General features: G+C 34.1%; 17 protein-coding genes. 15 read left to right on the top strand and 2 right to left on the bottom strand.

The features are described from left to right. Positions 1-98: 98 nt before the first annotated feature. Positions 99-623 carry a DUF6155 family protein gene (locus ACNQGH_RS13955; RefSeq protein ID WP_417956628.1) on the bottom strand — a complete coding sequence of 175 codons (525 nt, stop codon included), beginning with the start codon at positions 621-623 and terminating at the stop codon, positions 99-101. Between the two features lie 146 nt (positions 624-769). Here ACNQGH_RS13955 and ACNQGH_RS13960 point away from each other — a divergent pair, with 146 nt between their 5' ends. Continuing rightward, on the top strand, positions 770-1054 hold the full coding sequence (locus tag ACNQGH_RS13960; RefSeq protein WP_417956629.1) for a DUF3817 domain-containing protein: 285 nt from the start codon (positions 770-772) through the stop codon (positions 1052-1054). Then, positions 1047-2306: a mechanosensitive ion channel family protein gene (locus ACNQGH_RS13965; protein ID WP_417956630.1), complete on the top strand. Its 1260-nt coding sequence runs from the start codon at positions 1047-1049 to the stop codon at positions 2304-2306. Before ACNQGH_RS13960 ends, ACNQGH_RS13965 begins: the two co-directional genes overlap by 8 nt. Before the next feature lie 179 nt (positions 2307-2485). Here the strand turns inward: ACNQGH_RS13965 and ACNQGH_RS13970 are convergent, their stop codons facing one another. Beyond that, positions 2486-2869 carry an acyl-CoA thioesterase gene (locus tag ACNQGH_RS13970; RefSeq protein WP_417956631.1) on the bottom strand — a complete coding sequence of 128 codons (384 nt, stop codon included), beginning with the start codon at positions 2867-2869 and terminating at the stop codon, positions 2486-2488. 69 nt (positions 2870-2938) lie between these two features. On the opposite strand from ACNQGH_RS13970, the gene ACNQGH_RS13975 reads away from it, so the two are divergent. The 13 genes from ACNQGH_RS13975 (at position 2939) to ACNQGH_RS14035 (ending at position 17211) form a co-directional block, all read left to right on the top strand. Further along, the gene (locus ACNQGH_RS13975; RefSeq protein WP_417956632.1) at positions 2939-3343 is read left to right on the top strand and encodes a glyoxalase; all 405 of its coding nucleotides are present in this window, start codon (positions 2939-2941) and stop codon (positions 3341-3343) included. A gap of 225 nt (positions 3344-3568) precedes the next feature. Further along, on the top strand, positions 3569-4282 hold the full coding sequence (locus ACNQGH_RS13980) for an esterase family protein (RefSeq protein WP_417956633.1): 714 nt from the start codon (positions 3569-3571) through the stop codon (positions 4280-4282). 18 nt (positions 4283-4300) lie between these two features. Continuing rightward, positions 4301-5248, top strand: a complete 948-nt coding sequence (locus ACNQGH_RS13985) for an ATP-grasp domain-containing protein (protein ID WP_417956634.1) — start codon at positions 4301-4303, stop codon at positions 5246-5248. A gap of 48 nt (positions 5249-5296) precedes the next feature. Next, positions 5297-6403 carry a carboxylate-amine ligase gene (locus ACNQGH_RS13990; RefSeq protein WP_417956635.1) on the top strand — a complete coding sequence of 369 codons (1107 nt, stop codon included), beginning with the start codon at positions 5297-5299 and terminating at the stop codon, positions 6401-6403. A 41-nt stretch (positions 6404-6444) separates the two neighbouring features. Further along, a complete protein-coding gene (locus tag ACNQGH_RS13995) occupies positions 6445-7275 on the top strand; it encodes a type 1 glutamine amidotransferase (protein ID WP_417956636.1) in 831 nt (276 codons plus the stop codon). Positions 7276-7289: 14 nt separating this feature from the next. Continuing rightward, positions 7290-8480: a hypothetical protein gene (locus ACNQGH_RS14000; RefSeq protein ID WP_417956637.1), complete on the top strand. Its 1191-nt coding sequence runs from the start codon at positions 7290-7292 to the stop codon at positions 8478-8480. Between the two features lie 511 nt (positions 8481-8991). Beyond that, on the top strand, positions 8992-9555 hold the full coding sequence (locus ACNQGH_RS14005) for a gluconate 2-dehydrogenase subunit 3 family protein (RefSeq protein WP_417956638.1): 564 nt from the start codon (positions 8992-8994) through the stop codon (positions 9553-9555). 104 nt (positions 9556-9659) lie between these two features. Then, positions 9660-11363 carry a GMC oxidoreductase gene (locus ACNQGH_RS14010; protein WP_417956639.1) on the top strand — a complete coding sequence of 568 codons (1704 nt, stop codon included), beginning with the start codon at positions 9660-9662 and terminating at the stop codon, positions 11361-11363. Positions 11364-11373: 10 nt separating this feature from the next. Then, entirely contained in the window at positions 11374-12537 is a 1164-nt protein-coding gene (locus tag ACNQGH_RS14015) for a Gfo/Idh/MocA family protein (RefSeq protein ID WP_417956640.1), read from the top strand. A 35-nt stretch (positions 12538-12572) separates the two neighbouring features. Continuing rightward, positions 12573-13625: a sugar phosphate isomerase/epimerase family protein gene (locus ACNQGH_RS14020; RefSeq protein ID WP_417956641.1), complete on the top strand. Its 1053-nt coding sequence runs from the start codon at positions 12573-12575 to the stop codon at positions 13623-13625. A gap of 93 nt (positions 13626-13718) precedes the next feature. Next, positions 13719-15185 carry a Gfo/Idh/MocA family protein gene (locus ACNQGH_RS14025; protein WP_417956642.1) on the top strand — a complete coding sequence of 489 codons (1467 nt, stop codon included), beginning with the start codon at positions 13719-13721 and terminating at the stop codon, positions 15183-15185. Between the two features lie 25 nt (positions 15186-15210). Next, positions 15211-15894: a 3-keto-disaccharide hydrolase gene (locus tag ACNQGH_RS14030; protein ID WP_417956643.1), complete on the top strand. Its 684-nt coding sequence runs from the start codon at positions 15211-15213 to the stop codon at positions 15892-15894. A 75-nt stretch (positions 15895-15969) separates the two neighbouring features. Then, entirely contained in the window at positions 15970-17211 is a 1242-nt protein-coding gene (locus ACNQGH_RS14035) for a nucleoside permease (protein ID WP_417956644.1), read from the top strand. The last annotated feature ends 2 nt before the right edge of the window (positions 17212-17213 follow it).

A 17213-nucleotide genomic window follows, 5' to 3' on the forward strand; every position in this document is an offset into this window, starting at 1 on the left:
GGATTTTTGCAAAAATACGCCTAAAAAACAGTTTAATTGTCAATTTTAATTAAAAAAAATAGGATTGATTAAATAAAATTGAATTATGAAGCAACTTACTATCCCAATCGATCTATACTTGCATTGAATTCGGGTTCGTTATACCATTTTTGCAGCTTGGTTTTGTTATGAATCGCCACTATTCTTGTTTTAAAATCGTTAAGAATCCCATTTGCAATCAAGAAAATGACTGCTTGTTCAAAAGAATTGAACATACTTTTGAAAAATAAGTCTTGTTTTATAATATGGTCCGATGAGAATGTTTGGGCAATTTCAATATTATAAAGCATCACATCGGCAATTATAAACGGGTCTACTCCCAGAAGAATGAAATGCTTGATGTATTTTTGGGCAACGGAACGCCTCATTTTAGGTTTGCTGCGTCTGCCAGCTTTTTTCAAAGGGTAATATTCATTTGAAATTTTGAGTTTGCATTCCTGCAAAAGTGTTTCTTCCTTTGGATTAAAAACAAAATTATAATAGACTTTTACGGAGCTGAATTTCTCGTACAATTCGATAATCTGTTCTTCGAGTTGCTCTTTATTAAGTTCAGCTAAATATTTTTTTAAATCGCGTTTGCTCATTATCAAAGTTTAAGAATACAAAAGTAAATTACTTTAGGAATGAATACATCCTTAATCAATGATAATCCTTAATTTTGCCACAAATAAATGGGCAAATCAGTTTTTCAAAACCTATTTTTTTACTTTTATAGACTAATTTAATTTTTATGCTTAGATTTTTTAAGATTGTTGCTATTCTCGAAGGGGTTTCCTATTTGGTTTTATTTTCAAATATGCTTATTGTAAAACCTACAAATTTAGTTCTTTACAAAGCACTTTTATTTCCGATAGGAATGGCTCACGGACTGTTATTTGTAACCTACATTATAGTAGCGATACTATTGAAATTTAGAGAGAATTGGGACTTTAAAAAAATTGGAATTATCTCTCTTGCCTCAATAATTCCTTTTGGCACTTTTTACATGGAGAAGAAATACTTGAAAAATGTATAAATTCATAGAAAAAATATTCACTTTTCTATATCCTATCTTCCGAAAATGGGGTTTGGGAAGCAGCTTTGCTTCTTATCTGAGTTTGATTATAAACAGTGCCCTGCTGTGTGTAATGGCGTATGTTATCTATGTAATATTTCGTCTTGTATTAGTAACGGTTATGGCCATTGTTGCAAAAAAAACAAAAACTAAATTTGATGATTTACTGGTTACCAATAAAACAGCGAAATACATCGCCTATCTAATTCCGTTTTTATTTATTTACAAATCAGTTCCCATAATTCTGGACCGTTATGAATATTGGGAAGACATTTTCAGACCAGCCGTAGGCGTCTATATTGTATTGCTGATTTTGTGGATTATTCGCACGATATTCAATGCGTTACGTGATTATTTTAAGCAAATCCCAAGATACAGCGACAAACCCATTGATAGTTTCATTCAGATTATCATGATCGTGTTTTGGATGGTGGGAGTTGTTGTTATCATTTCTGAAATATTTGGCATTAAAACAAAAGATCTTCTAACCATTTTGGGAGCGGTTTCTGCTGTGGTTATTTTAATTTTCAGGGATACTATTTTAGGTTTTGTTGCCAGTGTTCAAGTCGCTATAAACGATATGGTTCGTATCGGTGATTGGATTACAATGGATCGATACGGCGCGGATGGGGATGTGATCGAAATAAATCTTGCTACGGTAAAAGTTCGAAATTTTGACAATACTACAACCACTATTCCTACATACAGTTTAAGTTCTGATTCTTTTCAAAACTGGCGCGGAATGCTTAATTCTGATGGGCGCCGTATAAAAAGACACATTCTTATTAAAACAAGCAGTATTCGTTTTTTAGAAGAAGCGGAATTAAATGAGTTAAAGAAAATACAACTGATTTCAGATTATATTGATACTAGAAAATTAGAAATTAATAATTTTAATTCTAGTAATAAAATAGATAAATCATTGGCAATCAATGGACGTAATTTAACTAATTTAGGTTTGTTTAGAAAATACATTACCCAGTATCTTCATCATTATCCAGGATTAAATAAGGATATGATTATGCTCTGTAGGCAATTACAATCCACTTCCAATGGCGTCCCTCTGGAAGTTTATGCTTTTTCACATGACAAAAGATTTGAAAATTATGAATACATCATGTCTGACATATTTGATCATATTATTGCTTCAGTAAAATATTTCGATTTGGAAATTTTTGAAGGGATCAATGAAAGTGCCATGAATCAAAAATAAAAGAATTAAAATAAACGAGTTCTAAGGAGTCCAATTCCGCACAAGGTTTCGCAGGAAGCGTTAGTTGTGATGTGATAGCTGCTTGTTATCATGATCCGATTTTCGCAAATAAAAAAGGCACTGATATCTCATTGAAATCCTTAACCGGTTTTCAAATTAAAGGAAAAAATCTACTCTAATTATAAACGATCCTTAACAAATTCTATTTCTGTTTTTCCGTGTGCTTTTGGTTTTCCATCTGACCCCAAACTTACCATTGTGGTATGATCAATTGTGATAATTGTTTCGCGTGTCATCATGTTTCTAGCTTCACATTTTAGCGTAAGCGAAGAATTTCCAAATTTTACAACATCGATACCAATTTCTATAATATCACCTTGTTTTGCTGAACTTCTAAAGTTTATTTCAGACATATGCTTGGTGACGATTCTTGTGTTTTCTAATTGGATAATGGTGTACAAAGCTAATTCCTCATCAATCCAAGCCAATAATTTGCCTCCAAATAAGGTTCCGTTCGGGTTCAAGTCTTCTGGTTTTACCCATTTTCTAGTGTGAAATCTCATAATTTTTCTTTATATCTGCAAAAATAAACTTTTCTTATGGCTATTTTCTTTATTTTTAAAGAAAAAACTATGAACGAACGCGATACTTTTTTAAAAGAATTCCGAGGTCAGGTAATTGGTTCCGTAACGACACAATCTACAATAGAGGAATCATTTCAAAATGAAGTACTTAGGCCAATTTTGAAATTGCAAAACGATTTATTTATAGCTTCATTCATTAATTATGTAGCAAAAAATAAAGTTGATTTTTATGGCTATACTGCTGAAAAAAAATTATCAGTTATAGAAAATGCCATTCAAAAAGATATAAAATTTAGAAATTCTTTAAAGGGAATGATAATTGCGCTATTTACAGCCGATGAATACGCTGAGTACATAAAAAACTCTTCCAATATCAACAAAAGGATGATGAGCATGCTTATCGAAAGATTAAAAAGCCAAGTCCAATTGTTTGAAATTAATCAAACCATTTAATCCGATTTAAACTGTTTTTGGTTGTTACTGTTTAGAAAATAACGATATGTTAAATCAACTTGATTTATTGTCTATAATTTAAAAAACAGCCCCCTATTGTTCTAAATATTACAATTTAATTACGATTTGATAATCGCAATGATTTTTATAATAAATATTAGTTAAGTAAAACTATTTATACCATTTGCTTGAATTTTTTCATTATAATTGTTAAAAATAAACAATATGAAGGAAGAATATTTCAAATGGCATTCACCAAATCTTAGTAGAGATATTGAAATGCTGGTTTTTGGACATGCAGGATATCCTGTCATCTTATTTCCTACTTCTATGGGGAGTTTTCATGAAAATAAAGATATGGGTTTGATTGATTCCGCAAAATGGTATGTTGAGCAGGGTTTAATCCAAATATTTTGCCCAGACAGTATTGACAAAGACAGTTTTTACAACAAACAAATTCATCCTGTACATCGCATCGAAAATCATGTTCGATATGACAAAATGATTTGTCATGAAATCGTTGAAAAAGTAAAAAACAATACCTCTTCAAGTAAAGTTGCAGTGGCGGGTTGCAGTTTTGGCGGGTATCATGCCGCGAATTTCGCTTTTCGACATCCTGGCTATGTAAGCCATGTGTTCTCTATGAGTGGTGCTTTTAATATTAAAAATTTTATGGACGGTTTTCATAACGATGATGTCTTTTACAACAGTCCTGAAGATTATTTATACGGACTTAATGATCAGGAATTGTGGAATATGGACATCGTTCTTGGAACTTCAAATTGGGATATTTGTTTCGATGCGAATCTAAAATTAAGCAAGGTTTTAAGTGACAAAAATATACATCATTGGTTGGATATTCGTCAGGAACGAAAGCACGATTGGCCTGTTTGGCAAGAAATGTTTCCGCATTATTTATCAAGAATTAAATTTTTTTAAAATTATAAACATCTCAAGATGAAAAAAATAGGAATTTTATTTGGAATGGAAGACACCTTTCCGCAAGCATTTATAGATCGCGTAAATTCAAAGAACGAAAAAGGAATCATAGCTGAAGCAGTTGCTATTGATAAAGTAGTTCAAAACAAAGATGGAGAATATGCTGTAATAATTGACCGAATTTCACAGGACGTTCCTTTTTATCGTGCTTATTTAAAAAATGCTGCTTTAACGGGAACTAACGTGATCAACAATCCCTTTTGGTGGAGTGCGGACGATAAATTTTTTAATAATGCATTGGCCGATACTCTTGGAGTTCCTTTGCCCAATACAGTGATTCTTCCTTCTGCGGAGCATCCCGCCGATACAACCGGAAAATCGTTTAGAAATTTAAAATATCCTATGGATTGGGAAGGGATTTTTAATTATATAGGATTTCCTGCTTATATGAAACCCTACGCCGGTGGTGGTTGGAAAAACGTATATCGATTAGAAAATAAAGAAGAGTTTTGGAATAAGCATCAGGAAACTGGGCAATTAGTGATGATGTTACAAGAAGAAATTGTTTTCACGGAATATTTCAGAGTGTATTGTTTGGGTTGTAAAGCAGTTCGAATCATGCAATATGAACCTAGAAATCCACATCATTTACGTTATGTGATTGATGGACCACCGGTAGATAAAAAATTATTGGCCACTATAAAAGACTACACATTACGGCTTTGTAAAGGATTGGGATATGATTTCAATACAGTAGAATTTGCCGTTCGTGATGGAATTCCATATGCGATAGATTTTGGAAACCCAGCGCCAGACGCTGAGTTGACTTCGGTAGGTGCTGAAAATTTTGAATGGGTAGTTGAAGAAGCTGCCAAAATGGCTATTGCAGCAGCGAAAAAACAAAGACCAGGTAAAATCAATCTTACTTGGGGAACTTTTATAAAAGACGCTGTAGCTGTAAAATAAAAATTATCGAGTAACGAAAAGCGGGAAATAGCTCCTAAAATAATAATAATGAAAAAACTACCTGTTTTTACACTTGGTGTTGAAGAAGAATATCAAATTATAGATCCCATAACTAGAGATTTACGTTCGCATTTGTCTAAAATTGTGGATGGGGCCAAAATAATTTTGAATGAGCAAGTGAAGGCCGAAATGCACCAATCAGTAGTTGAAGTTGGGACAAATATTTGCAATAGTGTCACTGATGCCAAAAATGAAATTAAATTTTTGCGTTCCAAAATCGTTGAGTTAGCCGAAAAACAAGATTTAATTGTGGGTGGCGCCGGAACGCATCCTTTTTCCAAATGGCAGGATCAGCCTATTACTGATGACCCTCGTTATCACGATATTGTAAACGAACTGCAAGATGCGGCACGCTCCAATTTAATTTTTGGGATGCATTGTCATGTGGGTATCGAAAATCGCGAAATTGGATTGCAATTAATGAATCAGGCGACGTATTTCTTGCCTCATATTTTTGCCCTTTCTACGAATTCCCCATTTTGGGAAGGCCGAAAAACGGGCTATAAATCCTTTAGAACTAAAGTTTTTGATAAATTTCCAAGAACAGGATTACCGGAATATTTTGATTCTGTTGGGTCGTATGAGAATTATTTAGAGACGTTGGTAAAGACTAATTGCATTGATAATCCAAAGAAAATTTGGTGGGATTTACGTCTGCATCCATTTTATAATACTATAGAATTCAGGATCTGTGATATGTGTTTAACCGTTGAAGAAACGATTTGTATTGTTGCAATTATTCAGGCAATTGTAGCTAAACTCTACAAATTGAATATGAACAATACCAGTTTTAACATTTATCGATTGGCTTTAATAAAAGAAAATAAATTTAGAGCCGCACGTTATGGAATTGACAATAATATGATTGATTTTGGATTGCAAAAAGAAGTTGAAACTAAGATGCTTATTCTGGAATTGCTTGATTTCATTGATGATGTAGTTGATGAATTGGGAAGTCGTGAGGATATCAATTATGTACATGAAATTTTAAAAAACGGAACTGGAGCAGATAAACAATTGGCTGTTTTTGAAGAAACCGGAGATCTTTGCAGCGTAGTAGACTTTATAACTGGTGAATTTACCAAGGGATTATAAAATATAAATTACCTTTGCTCATTGTTTTTTAAAAATAGTTTATGTCTAATAAAATTATAAAGGTAGCCCTTTTAGATATGTATAATGGTGAACCTAATCAAGGTATGCGTTGTATCATTGATGTGGTTAATAGATTTAGTCCAGTTGTGGGTTTCGAAATATTTGATGTCAGGGTAAAATGTGAACTGCCCGATATTAATAAGTTTGATATTTATATTTCAACCGGAGGACCTGGAAATCCATTAATCGGTGATGGTAATTGGGATACAAAATACTATGAGTTTATTGATTCGTTGAACAAATGGAATAATGAAAATGCAATTAAAAAGCATGTGTTGTTTATATGTCATTCTTTTCAAATGGCATGTTTGCATTTTGGATTAGCCACAGTGACCAAAAGAAGTGACACTTCTTTTGGCGTTATGACGATTCACAAAACCAAAGAAGGACTTGTTGATCCGCTTTTTGAAGGCTTAGCAGATCCGTTTTATGCTATTGATTCCAGGGATTATCAGGTGGTACAACCTAAGTTGAGTATTTTTGCTAAAAAAGGGGCGAAAATCATTTCTTTAGAGAAAATCAGGGACCATGTGCAATACGAACGTGCTATCATGGCAGTCCGCTTCACAGAGTATTTTGTAGGTACTCAATTTCACCCGGAAGCTGATCCTATTAGCTTTGTATCTCATTTGAGAAATAAAGAAGCAAAAGAGAAAATCAGAGCTATGAAAGGTAAAAGAAAGTTCAGAAATATGCTGGAAGATTTACTGGATGATGATAAAATTTACCGAACTAATGAAACTTTGATTCCAAATTTCCTTCGAATAGCGATTAATGACCTGATGAAAACAAAGAAAATGCTTTCTAATTAAACCATCCATTCCAAATGATTTCAAGATATCGGGAGTTGTTTAATGCTCAATTTACAGAAAAAAAATATCAAGAACTTAAAGATGATATTGCTTCCGATTTTAATTACATGCCTACTTTTCGAATAGGTGAAACTCCTTTTTTTATTTCAAATGAACTAAAGGCACAATTGATTGAGGGCAGCAATGAAGTTATCGCTTTAATTCAAAAGGAGAACTTTAAATCACTTACAAATAAATCATTAGAACTAAATCATAAAGTTCCAAATGAAGACGAACACACTACTTTTTTAGCTATTGATTTTGGAATTTGCGAAGAAAATGGTGCCATTATTCCTAAACTGATTGAAGTCCAAGGATTTCCGTCTTTATATAATTATCAAATTAATTTGTATGAAAAGTTTATCAATCAGTATTCCTTTCTTAGCGAATTAACACCATTCATCAATAACATTGAACCGCAAGAATACCGGAATATTCTTGAAGAAGCAATTTGCAATAAGCATCCCCAAGAAAATGTTATTCTTCTTGAAATAGAACCTGAAAAACAAAATACAAAGATCGATTTTTACTATTGCCGAAGAGATATTGGTATTCCAATCGTTTGCGTAACTGAGCTGATAAAAAAAGGCAAACAACTATTTTATAAAAATGAAGAAGGTGGCTTGATTCTAGTAAAACGAATCTATAATCGGGTCATTTTTGATGAATTGGATTTACGAAGCGATTTGAAATTAAATTTTCATTTCTCTGATGATCTGGATGTTGAATGGGCAGGTCATCCCAATTGGTTTTTCAGAATCAGTAAATTTATTTTGCCTTTTCTAAAAGGAAAATATTTTATAGAAACTACATTGCTCAGTGAATTAACCGAAATTCCGGAGGATTTAGAAAATTATGTTTTAAAACCTTTGTTTTCTTTTTCAGGAACCGGTGTTATTTTTCATGTAAAAAAAGAAGACATCGAAGCAGTAGTTGAAAAAGAACTTTATATTCTTCAGAAAAAGGTTAATTACATTCCTATAGTGCAATCTCCGGAAGGGAAAGTAAAAGCAGAAGTGCGTATGCTTTGTGTTTGGAAAAAAGAGGACACTGCTCCTACTCTGCTTTGTAACTTAGTCCGATTGAGTCGGGGTGAAATGATAGGGGTTAAATTTAATAAAGATAAGGATTGGGTTGGTGGTACGCTGGGATTATTTGAAAGATAGATCAGTTTGTTTTAATAGAATCACATGATTCCCTTTATGTCGTTTTTAAATATTTTTTTTCAACTGTATCGATTTTTACTTCTACATACTTATTAATGGAAGATTTTTTTTTACAGCAATTCACTTTACTATTATTTCTACTATTTTAGGACCTTTTTTAAATTAGTTTTTTTTGAAGTAAATGTCATTTTAACGCATTGACATAAACCGCGCTCAAAATTAAATTATTATTTGTAAGTTAAAACCCGTTAAATTAACTTGTAAATATCTTTTAATATAATTTTTACTGAATAGGATATTTCTAAAACCTAACTTTTTTCTTATTTTAATTGATTAGAGTTACTCTTTAATGAATTTTTAAAAGTGATTTCCTTAATAATTTACAAATTGTTGAATTCTATCAACAATTTAACAGTAAAAAAATGAATCTATCTTATTTTTATTTATTATTGTATTGTTATAATAAATTCATAATATTCAATAATCATTAATACTTTTAATAATTTAGTAAATGGATAGACGTAGAGCAATCAAAAACTTGGCGTTGGTGCTAGGAGGTGTTATCTCAGCAACAACAGTTGGAATTTTAATCAAAGATATTGTAATTCCAGATGACGAAAATAAGAATGTATCATTTTCTGCCACCGACGAAGAACTTTTAGCTGAATTTGCTGACATTATTATTCCAACTACAAAAGCTGCACCTGGTGCTAAAGCTGCCGGTTTAGGCGCTTTTATTCCTATGATGATTAAAGATTGTTATCCTGCTGATATGCAACAGACATTCGCAACCGGAATGAAAGAGATGGAAGAAAAATGTCAAAAAGGATATAATAAAAATTTCATAGCACTGTCTCCTGAAGAACGTGTTAAAATAATGGAACAATTAAGAACTGAATCGCTTGTAGATATTAAAAAACCTTCCTTTTTTATTCTCGCTAGAGACTTAACAATTCTAGGATACTTTTCATCAGAAATTGGTTGTACTCAAGCACGTGAATATGTTGCTGTTCCTGGTCGATATGATGGAAATGCAGATTACAAACCAGGGCAAAAAGCTTGGGCTACCTCGTAAGCAGCTAGCGACATAAAATCCTTTTTTATAAATTATTAAGGATTATATCATATTAATTTTTTCGAAATATTATCTTCAAATTAACCAAATAGAACTCTCCCCGAATGAATATAAATTCAAATTTAAAAGAAGAAAATACTTATGACGCAATAGTTATAGGTTCAGGAATAAGTGGTGGTTGGGCCGCAAAAGAACTAACTGAAAAAGGATTGAAAGTTTTGATGTTGGAACGTGGAATGAACATCGAACACATTAAAGATTATGAGTCGGCCATGAAAAACCCTTGGGAATTTAAGCATGCCGGAAAACTTACTGAAGAACAAAAAAGAACACACCCCGTTCAATCCAGAGATTATCCCTATCAGGAAGCAAATGAAAAATGGTGGGTAAATGATTTAGAATGTCCTTATACGGAAGACAAACGTTTTGACTGGTATAGAGGATTCCATGTTGGTGGAAAATCATTAATGTGGGGACGTCAAAGTTACCGTTTAAGTGATCATAACTTTGAAGATAATGCCAAAGATGGTCATGGTAACGATTGGCCTATTCGCTATAAAGACATCGCTCCCTGGTATGATTATGCAGAGAAATTTGCAGGGATAAGCGGGCAAGCAGAAAATTGGCCTCTTTTACCTGATGGTATATTTTTACCTCCAATGGATTTAAACTGTGTCGAGAAATCCGTTAAGGAAAGAATGGAGAAACATTACAAAGGAACACGTATTCTTACTATTGGGCGTACAGCAAATTTAACTGTTCCTCATAATGGCCGTGGGAATTGTCAATATAGAAATTTATGCAGTCGCGGTTGTCCGTTTGGAGCTTATTTCAGTACACAGTCTGCAACCCTTCCTGCTGCTATGGCAACAAAACGATTAACAGTAAGACCCTACTCTATCGTAAATCATATCATATATGATAAAGACACCAAAAAAGCAAAAGGAGTTATGGTTATTGATGCAGAAACAAATGAAACTATGGAGTTTTATGCTAAAATTGTTTTTGTAAACGGTTCTACTTTAGGATCAACATTTATTTTACTAAATTCAACTTCAGAAGCACATCCGGAGGGATTAGGTAATGCCAGTGGTCAGTTAGGACATAATTTGATGGATCATCATTTCCGTTGTGGCGCTTCAGGAAAAGCGGAAGGTTTTGAAGATAAATATACGTATGGGCGAAGAGCAAATGGCATCTATGTTCCAAGATATCAAAATATAGGCAATGACAAAAGAGATTATTTAAGGGGCTTTGGTTATCAAGGAGGTGCCAGTAGAAATCCTTGGCATGAAGAAGTTGCAGAATTAGCTTTTGGTGGTGATTTCAAAGATAAAATGAGTCTTCCGGCTGATACATGGAATATGGGATTAGGTGGTTTTGGTGAAATGTTACCTTATTATGAAAACAAGGTTTATATCAACCATGATAAAAAAGACAAATGGGGCCAACCGGTATTAGCCATTGATTGCGAATACAAAGAAAATGAGAAAAAAATGCGAATTGACATGATGAATGATGCAGCGGAAATGCTTGAAGCATCAGGAATTAAAAATGTAGAAACGTATGATAATGAATGTTTTCCTGGAATGGCCATCCACGAGATGGGAACTGCCAGAATGGGTAATGACCCCAAAACTTCAGTTTTAAACAAATGGAATCAAATGCACGAAGTCAATAATGTATTTGTTACAGATGGCTCCTGTATGCCTTCAATTGCATGTCAAAATCCATCATTAACCTTTATGGCACTAACTGCAAGGGCTTGTGATTATGCTGTAAAAGAATTAAAAAAAGGAAATATTTAGTAAGCAAAAGATGAATAGAAAATTAAAAATGGGAATGGTCGGTGGTGGCCAAGATGCATTTATAGGTGCCATTCACCGATTAGCTGCCAATATGGATGGACTGATAGAATTAAGTTGTGGCGCCTTAAGCATAAAACCAGAAACAGCAATAGCATCGGGAAAAGCCCTGTTTCTTCCAGAATCAAGAACATACTTGAACTATGAAGAAATGTTTAAAGCAGAAGCTGCTTTACCTGTTAACGAACGAATGGATTTTGTGACTATTGTTACTCCAAATTTTGCGCATTTTGCACCAGCAATGATGGCTTTAGATTATGGCTTTAATGTTGTAATAGAAAAACCAATTACTTTTTCATTGGAAGAAGCAAAATTATTAAAACAAAAATTAGACGAAACAGGATTAATCCTTTGTCTGACACATACCTATTCCGGTTACCCGATGGTGAAACAGGCGAAGGCTATGGTAAGAGAGGGAAAACTAGGAAAGATTAGAAAAGTTTGGGCAGAATATCCTCAGGGATGGTTAAGTAAATTGTCAGAACGAGAAGGAAACGCACAAGCAGCTTGGAGAACGGACCCGACAAAGGCAGGTAAAAGTTCTGTAATGGGAGATATTGGAACCCATGCAGCTCATTTAGCAGAATATATTACAGGTGCCAAAATCACGGCTGTCTGTGCAGAATTAAATACATTGGTGGAAGGACGAGTAATGGATGATGATGGAGCCGTAATGCTAAAATTTGATAATGGTGCAAAAGGAGTTTTAATGGCTTCTCAAGTTGCTGCTGGAGAAGAAAATGCGTTAAGAATCAGAGTATATGGTGAAAAAGGCGGTCTAGAATGGTTGCAACATGATCCCAATACTTTAATGGTTAGATGGTTAGATGAACCAGCACAAATTTTAAGAGCCGGCAGTAATTATGGGTATTTATCATCATTTGCCACCCATAATTGCCGTACTCCAGGAGGACATCCAGAGGGTTATTTGGAAGCGTTTGCTAATATCTATCGTAATTTTGCATTAACACTTGGTTGCAAATTAGATGGTAAAGAACCTACTGCCGAAATGTTGGATTTCCCTTCTGTTGAAGATGGCTTAAGAGGAATGGCGTTTATTGATAACGTAGTAACTTCAGCACATTCAGATAAAAAATGGACTCCTTACGTTTTATAGTAAAAGGTAATTCATAAAAAAATTAAAATAAATAAATGACAACAATACAAGGTCCTGCAGTATTTTTAGCTCAATTTATTGGCGATGAAGTTCCTTTTAATTCCTTGGATGGAATATGTAAATGGGCTGCCGATTTAGGTTTTAAAGGTATTCAAATGCCAACATTAGATACTCGTTTCATCGATTTACAAAAAGCGGCAGAAAGTAAAACATATGCCGACGAATTAAAAGGTACAATTGCATCATACGGATTAGAAATCACTGAATTATCAACCCATTTACAAGGCCAATTGGTAGCGGTTCATCCTGCCTACGATGACTTTTTTGATGCTTTTGCACCAAAAAATGTGCATGGGAATTCAAAAGCAAGACAGGAATGGGCTGTCCAACAGTTAAAATATGCTGCAAAAGCATCTCATAATTTAGGGCTAAATGCACATGCCACATTCAGCGGCTCGTTACTTTGGCAGTATTTTCATCCATGGCCTCAACGCCCACCAGGTTTAGTTGAAGATGGGTTTGCAGAGCTGGCGAAACGCTGGCTGCCTATTTTAAATGAATTCGATCAAAACGGTGTTGATCTTTGTTACGAAATTCATCCCGGGGAAGATTTATTTGACGGTGAGACCTATGAAATGTTCTTAAAAGCTGTAAACAATCACTCCAGAGCTTGTATTTTGTACGACCCATCCCATTTTGTTTTACAGCAATTAGATTATATACAATATATCGATTTTTATCACGAACGAATAAAAGCATTTCATGTTAAGGACGCCGAATTTAACCCAACGGGAAAACAAGGGACTTTTGGAGGCTACCAAAGTTGGGCAAATCGTGCAGGACGCTACCGTTCACCAGGCGATGGTCAAATTGATTTTAAAACTATTTTCAGCAAATTAGCACAGTACGACTATAAAGGTTGGGCAGTTATGGAATGGGAGTGTTGTATTAAAAATCAAGAAGACGGAGCCCGTGAAGGTGCTGAATTTATAAAAAAACATATTATAAAAGTAACAGACAAAGCATTTGATGATTTTGCAGCGGTAGAAACAAACAAAGCATTTAATATGAAAAATTTAGGGTTATAAAAACAATTCATGATTATTCTACTTAGACACTATTAAAATCAAAAGTGCCACTGGCAAATTTCTATATTTCATAATAAACAAAAAGATCTTAGAATGAGTATAAAAAAAGACGACGACAAAGGAAATAAAATCATAACGAATCGTCGTGATTTTATAAAAACAACTGCTTTGGCTGCTGCTGCATTTATGATTGTTCCCCGACATGTTTTGGGAAGAGGCTTTGTTGCGCCAAGTGATCGTTTATTAATTGCCAGTATAGGTGTTGGCGGTAAAGGCCAATCTGATATTGCTATGTTTGATAAAAGTGGAAAAGCGAACATTGCTTTTCTTTGTGATGTGGACGACAGAAGAGCATCTAAAAGTGTAAATGCATTTCCTAAAGCCAAATATTACAAAGATTGGCGCGAAATGTTTGACAAGGAGCATAAAAATTTTGATGCCGTTTCAGTAGCGACACCAGACCATAATCATGCAATACAAACCTTGGCTGCTATGCAATTAGGCAAGCATGTTTATGTTCAAAAACCATTAACGCATGATATTTATGAAGCTCGTATTTTAACTCAAGCTGCAAAAAAATATAAGGTAGTAACCCAAATGGGGAATCAAGGTGCATCAAACGATGGAACTCGAATAATGAAAGAATGGTATGAAGCCGATTTACTTGGAGATGTTCATACAGTATATGCTTGGACTGATCGTCCAGTTTGGCCACAGGGTATCCCCTGGCCTACTACAAAAGCAGAAATTCCAAAAGAATTAGATTGGGATTTGTGGTTAGGAACAGCGCCTCAAAGAGATTATGTCGATAAATTAGTCCCTTTCAACTGGCGAGGATGGTGGGATTATGGAACAGGTGCCTTAGGAGATATGGGTTGTCACCTTATTGAAGCCCCTTTTAGTGTATTAAACTTAAAATATGCTAAAGATGTCCAATGTAGCGTTGGATCCGTATATGTTGATGAGTTTAAAAGAGGTTATTTTCCACAAAGTTGTCCGCCTTCAAGTCATGTAACTTTAACTTTTCCTAAAACTAATAAAACGAACGGCGATGTAACTTTACACTGGATGGATGGAGGGATTCAACCTGAAAGACCTTTGGAATTAGAACCCAACGAAATTTTCGGAGACGGAGGAAATGGAACGTTATTTGTTGGCACAAAAGGTAAAATGATGTGTGACACTTACGGGATGAATCCTCGTTTGCTTCCTTTAACAAAAAATAAAAATCTAAAGATAGCCCAAAAATATACCAGAGTAAGTAACGGTGCAGATGGACATTATAAACAATGGGTGGAAGCTGCTATTGCCGGACACGGAAAACAAGAATTAAGTTCTCCTTTTGAAATTGCAGGCCCTTTGACTGAGGCTTTATTAATGGCAAATTTGGCAATCAGAGGATATGATATTCAAAAAGAAACAATTGGAAAAACTAAATATCCAGGTCGATCAGTAAAATTGCTTTGGGATAATGACAACATGAGAATCACCAATTTTGACGATGTAAATCAATTTGTGAAACGAGAATACCGTAAAGGTTGGAACGCTTTAAGTTTATAAAAAATAAAGAGTAATAAATTAAATCATGATAAAAAATATTCTGACCTCATTAATTCTGATTGCAATGGTACAAATAACAAACGCCCAAATCGGATTTAAACCGTTATTTAACGGTAAGAATACAGAAGGCTGGCATACATATGGAAAAACTACTGTAGATGCTATTTGGAAAATTGATAATGGGATATTGCATTTGGATCCAACGGCAAAAGAAAAAGGTCTGGGTGGTGATATTGTAACAGACAAAGAATACGCTAATTTTCATTTAAAGTTGGAGTGGAAAGTGGCACCGAAATCCAATAGCGGAATCATATTCTACATTCATGAAAATCCTAAAAAATACAAAAACACCTATCAAACAGGTCTGGAAATGCAGGTTTTGGATAATGACGGACATCCTGACGGAAAAATAACCAAACACAGAGCTGGAAATTTATATGATTTAATAAAAAGCGATGTGGAGCCGGTAAAAGCTGTTGGCGAGTGGAACACTGCTGAAATAATAAGTAATAACGGTGCATTGACTCTAATTTTAAACGATGTAACCGTTGTAAAAACGAATCTATGGGACGAAAACTGGAAATCACTTGTAGGTGCTAGTAAATTTGCTGCCTGGAAAGATTTCGGAACATTCAAAAAAGGAAAAATAGCCTTACAGGATCATGGCGATGCTGTTTGGTACAGAAATATTGTAATTAAAGAATTGTAATCTACCCGATTATTTCTTCCGAATTAGTTAAAAATTAAAACTATTAAACCATTTATGTTAACTAACCTAAAACCAATGAATACCACAATCCGAATTAAATTATCTATAATGATGTTCCTAGAATTTTTTATCTGGGGGGCATGGTTCGTAACATTAGGAACTTTTCTGGCAAGCAATTTACATGCTTCAGGTTCAGAAACTGCTTCTGTTTTTTCAACCCAATCCTGGGGTGCCATCATTGCTCCTTTCATCATTGGTTTGATTGCAGACCGCTATTTTAACGCCGAGAAAATTTTAGGTATTCTTCATATAATAGGAGCATTTTTAATGTATCAAATGTATGTTTCAGATGATGTAAGCATTTTTTATTCTTATGTTTTAGGGTATATGATTCTATATATGCCAACATTGGCACTTGTTAATTCAGTTTCCTTCAATCAAATGAGCGATCCAGAAAAAGAATTTGCAAATATTAGGGTTTGGGGAACTATCGGTTGGATTTTAGCAGGATTATCCATAAGCTTCTTATTTCATTGGGATTCTGCAGAAGGTGTTACTCAGGGACTATTAAAAAACACTTTTCTTTTGGCAGGAATCGCTGCTTTAATTTTAGGGTTGTTTAGTTTTTCATTACCTAAAACTCCACCTAAAGTTGCTGCAACTGAAAAAATTAAAATTGGTGATATTATTGGTCTTGATGCTTTAAAACTTTTGAAAGATAAAAACTTCGCAGTCTTTTTTGTCTCATCGATTCTCATTTGTATTCCATTAGCTTTTTATTATCAAAATGCACACCCATTCTTAACAGAAGCAGGAGTCGAGAATCCAACAGGAAAAATGGCTATCGGCCAAATATCGGAAGCATTATTCTTATTACTAATTCCTGTATTTTTCACTCGTTTTGGTTTTAAGAAAACTATTTTGGTAGGTATGTTGGCTTGGGCTATCCGTTATGTTTTGTTTGCTTACGGTAATGGAAGCGATTTGAGCTTTATGCTTATTATCGGTATTGCTTTGCACGGTATTTGCTACGATTTCTTTTTTGTTTCAGGTCAAATATACACCAACTCAAAAGCAGGAGAAAAATATAAAAGTGCTGCCCAGGGCTTAATAACATTAGCTACTTACGGTGTAGGAATGTTAGTAGGTTTTGGAGTTGCAGGTTGGATAACAGATAATTACAAGACGTTGGATGGTTTTATAGATTGGAAAATGGTCTGGATCATTCCTGCAGGTATTGCCTTAGCTGTCTTTTTACTTTTTGCACTTTTATTTAATGACAAAACTAAAACAGAAGAGGAAATTCAAGCAGTATAAAA

Source organism: Flavobacterium kochi (assembly GCF_048286715.1).
Classification (GTDB): Bacteria; Bacteroidota; Bacteroidia; order Flavobacteriales; family Flavobacteriaceae; genus Flavobacterium.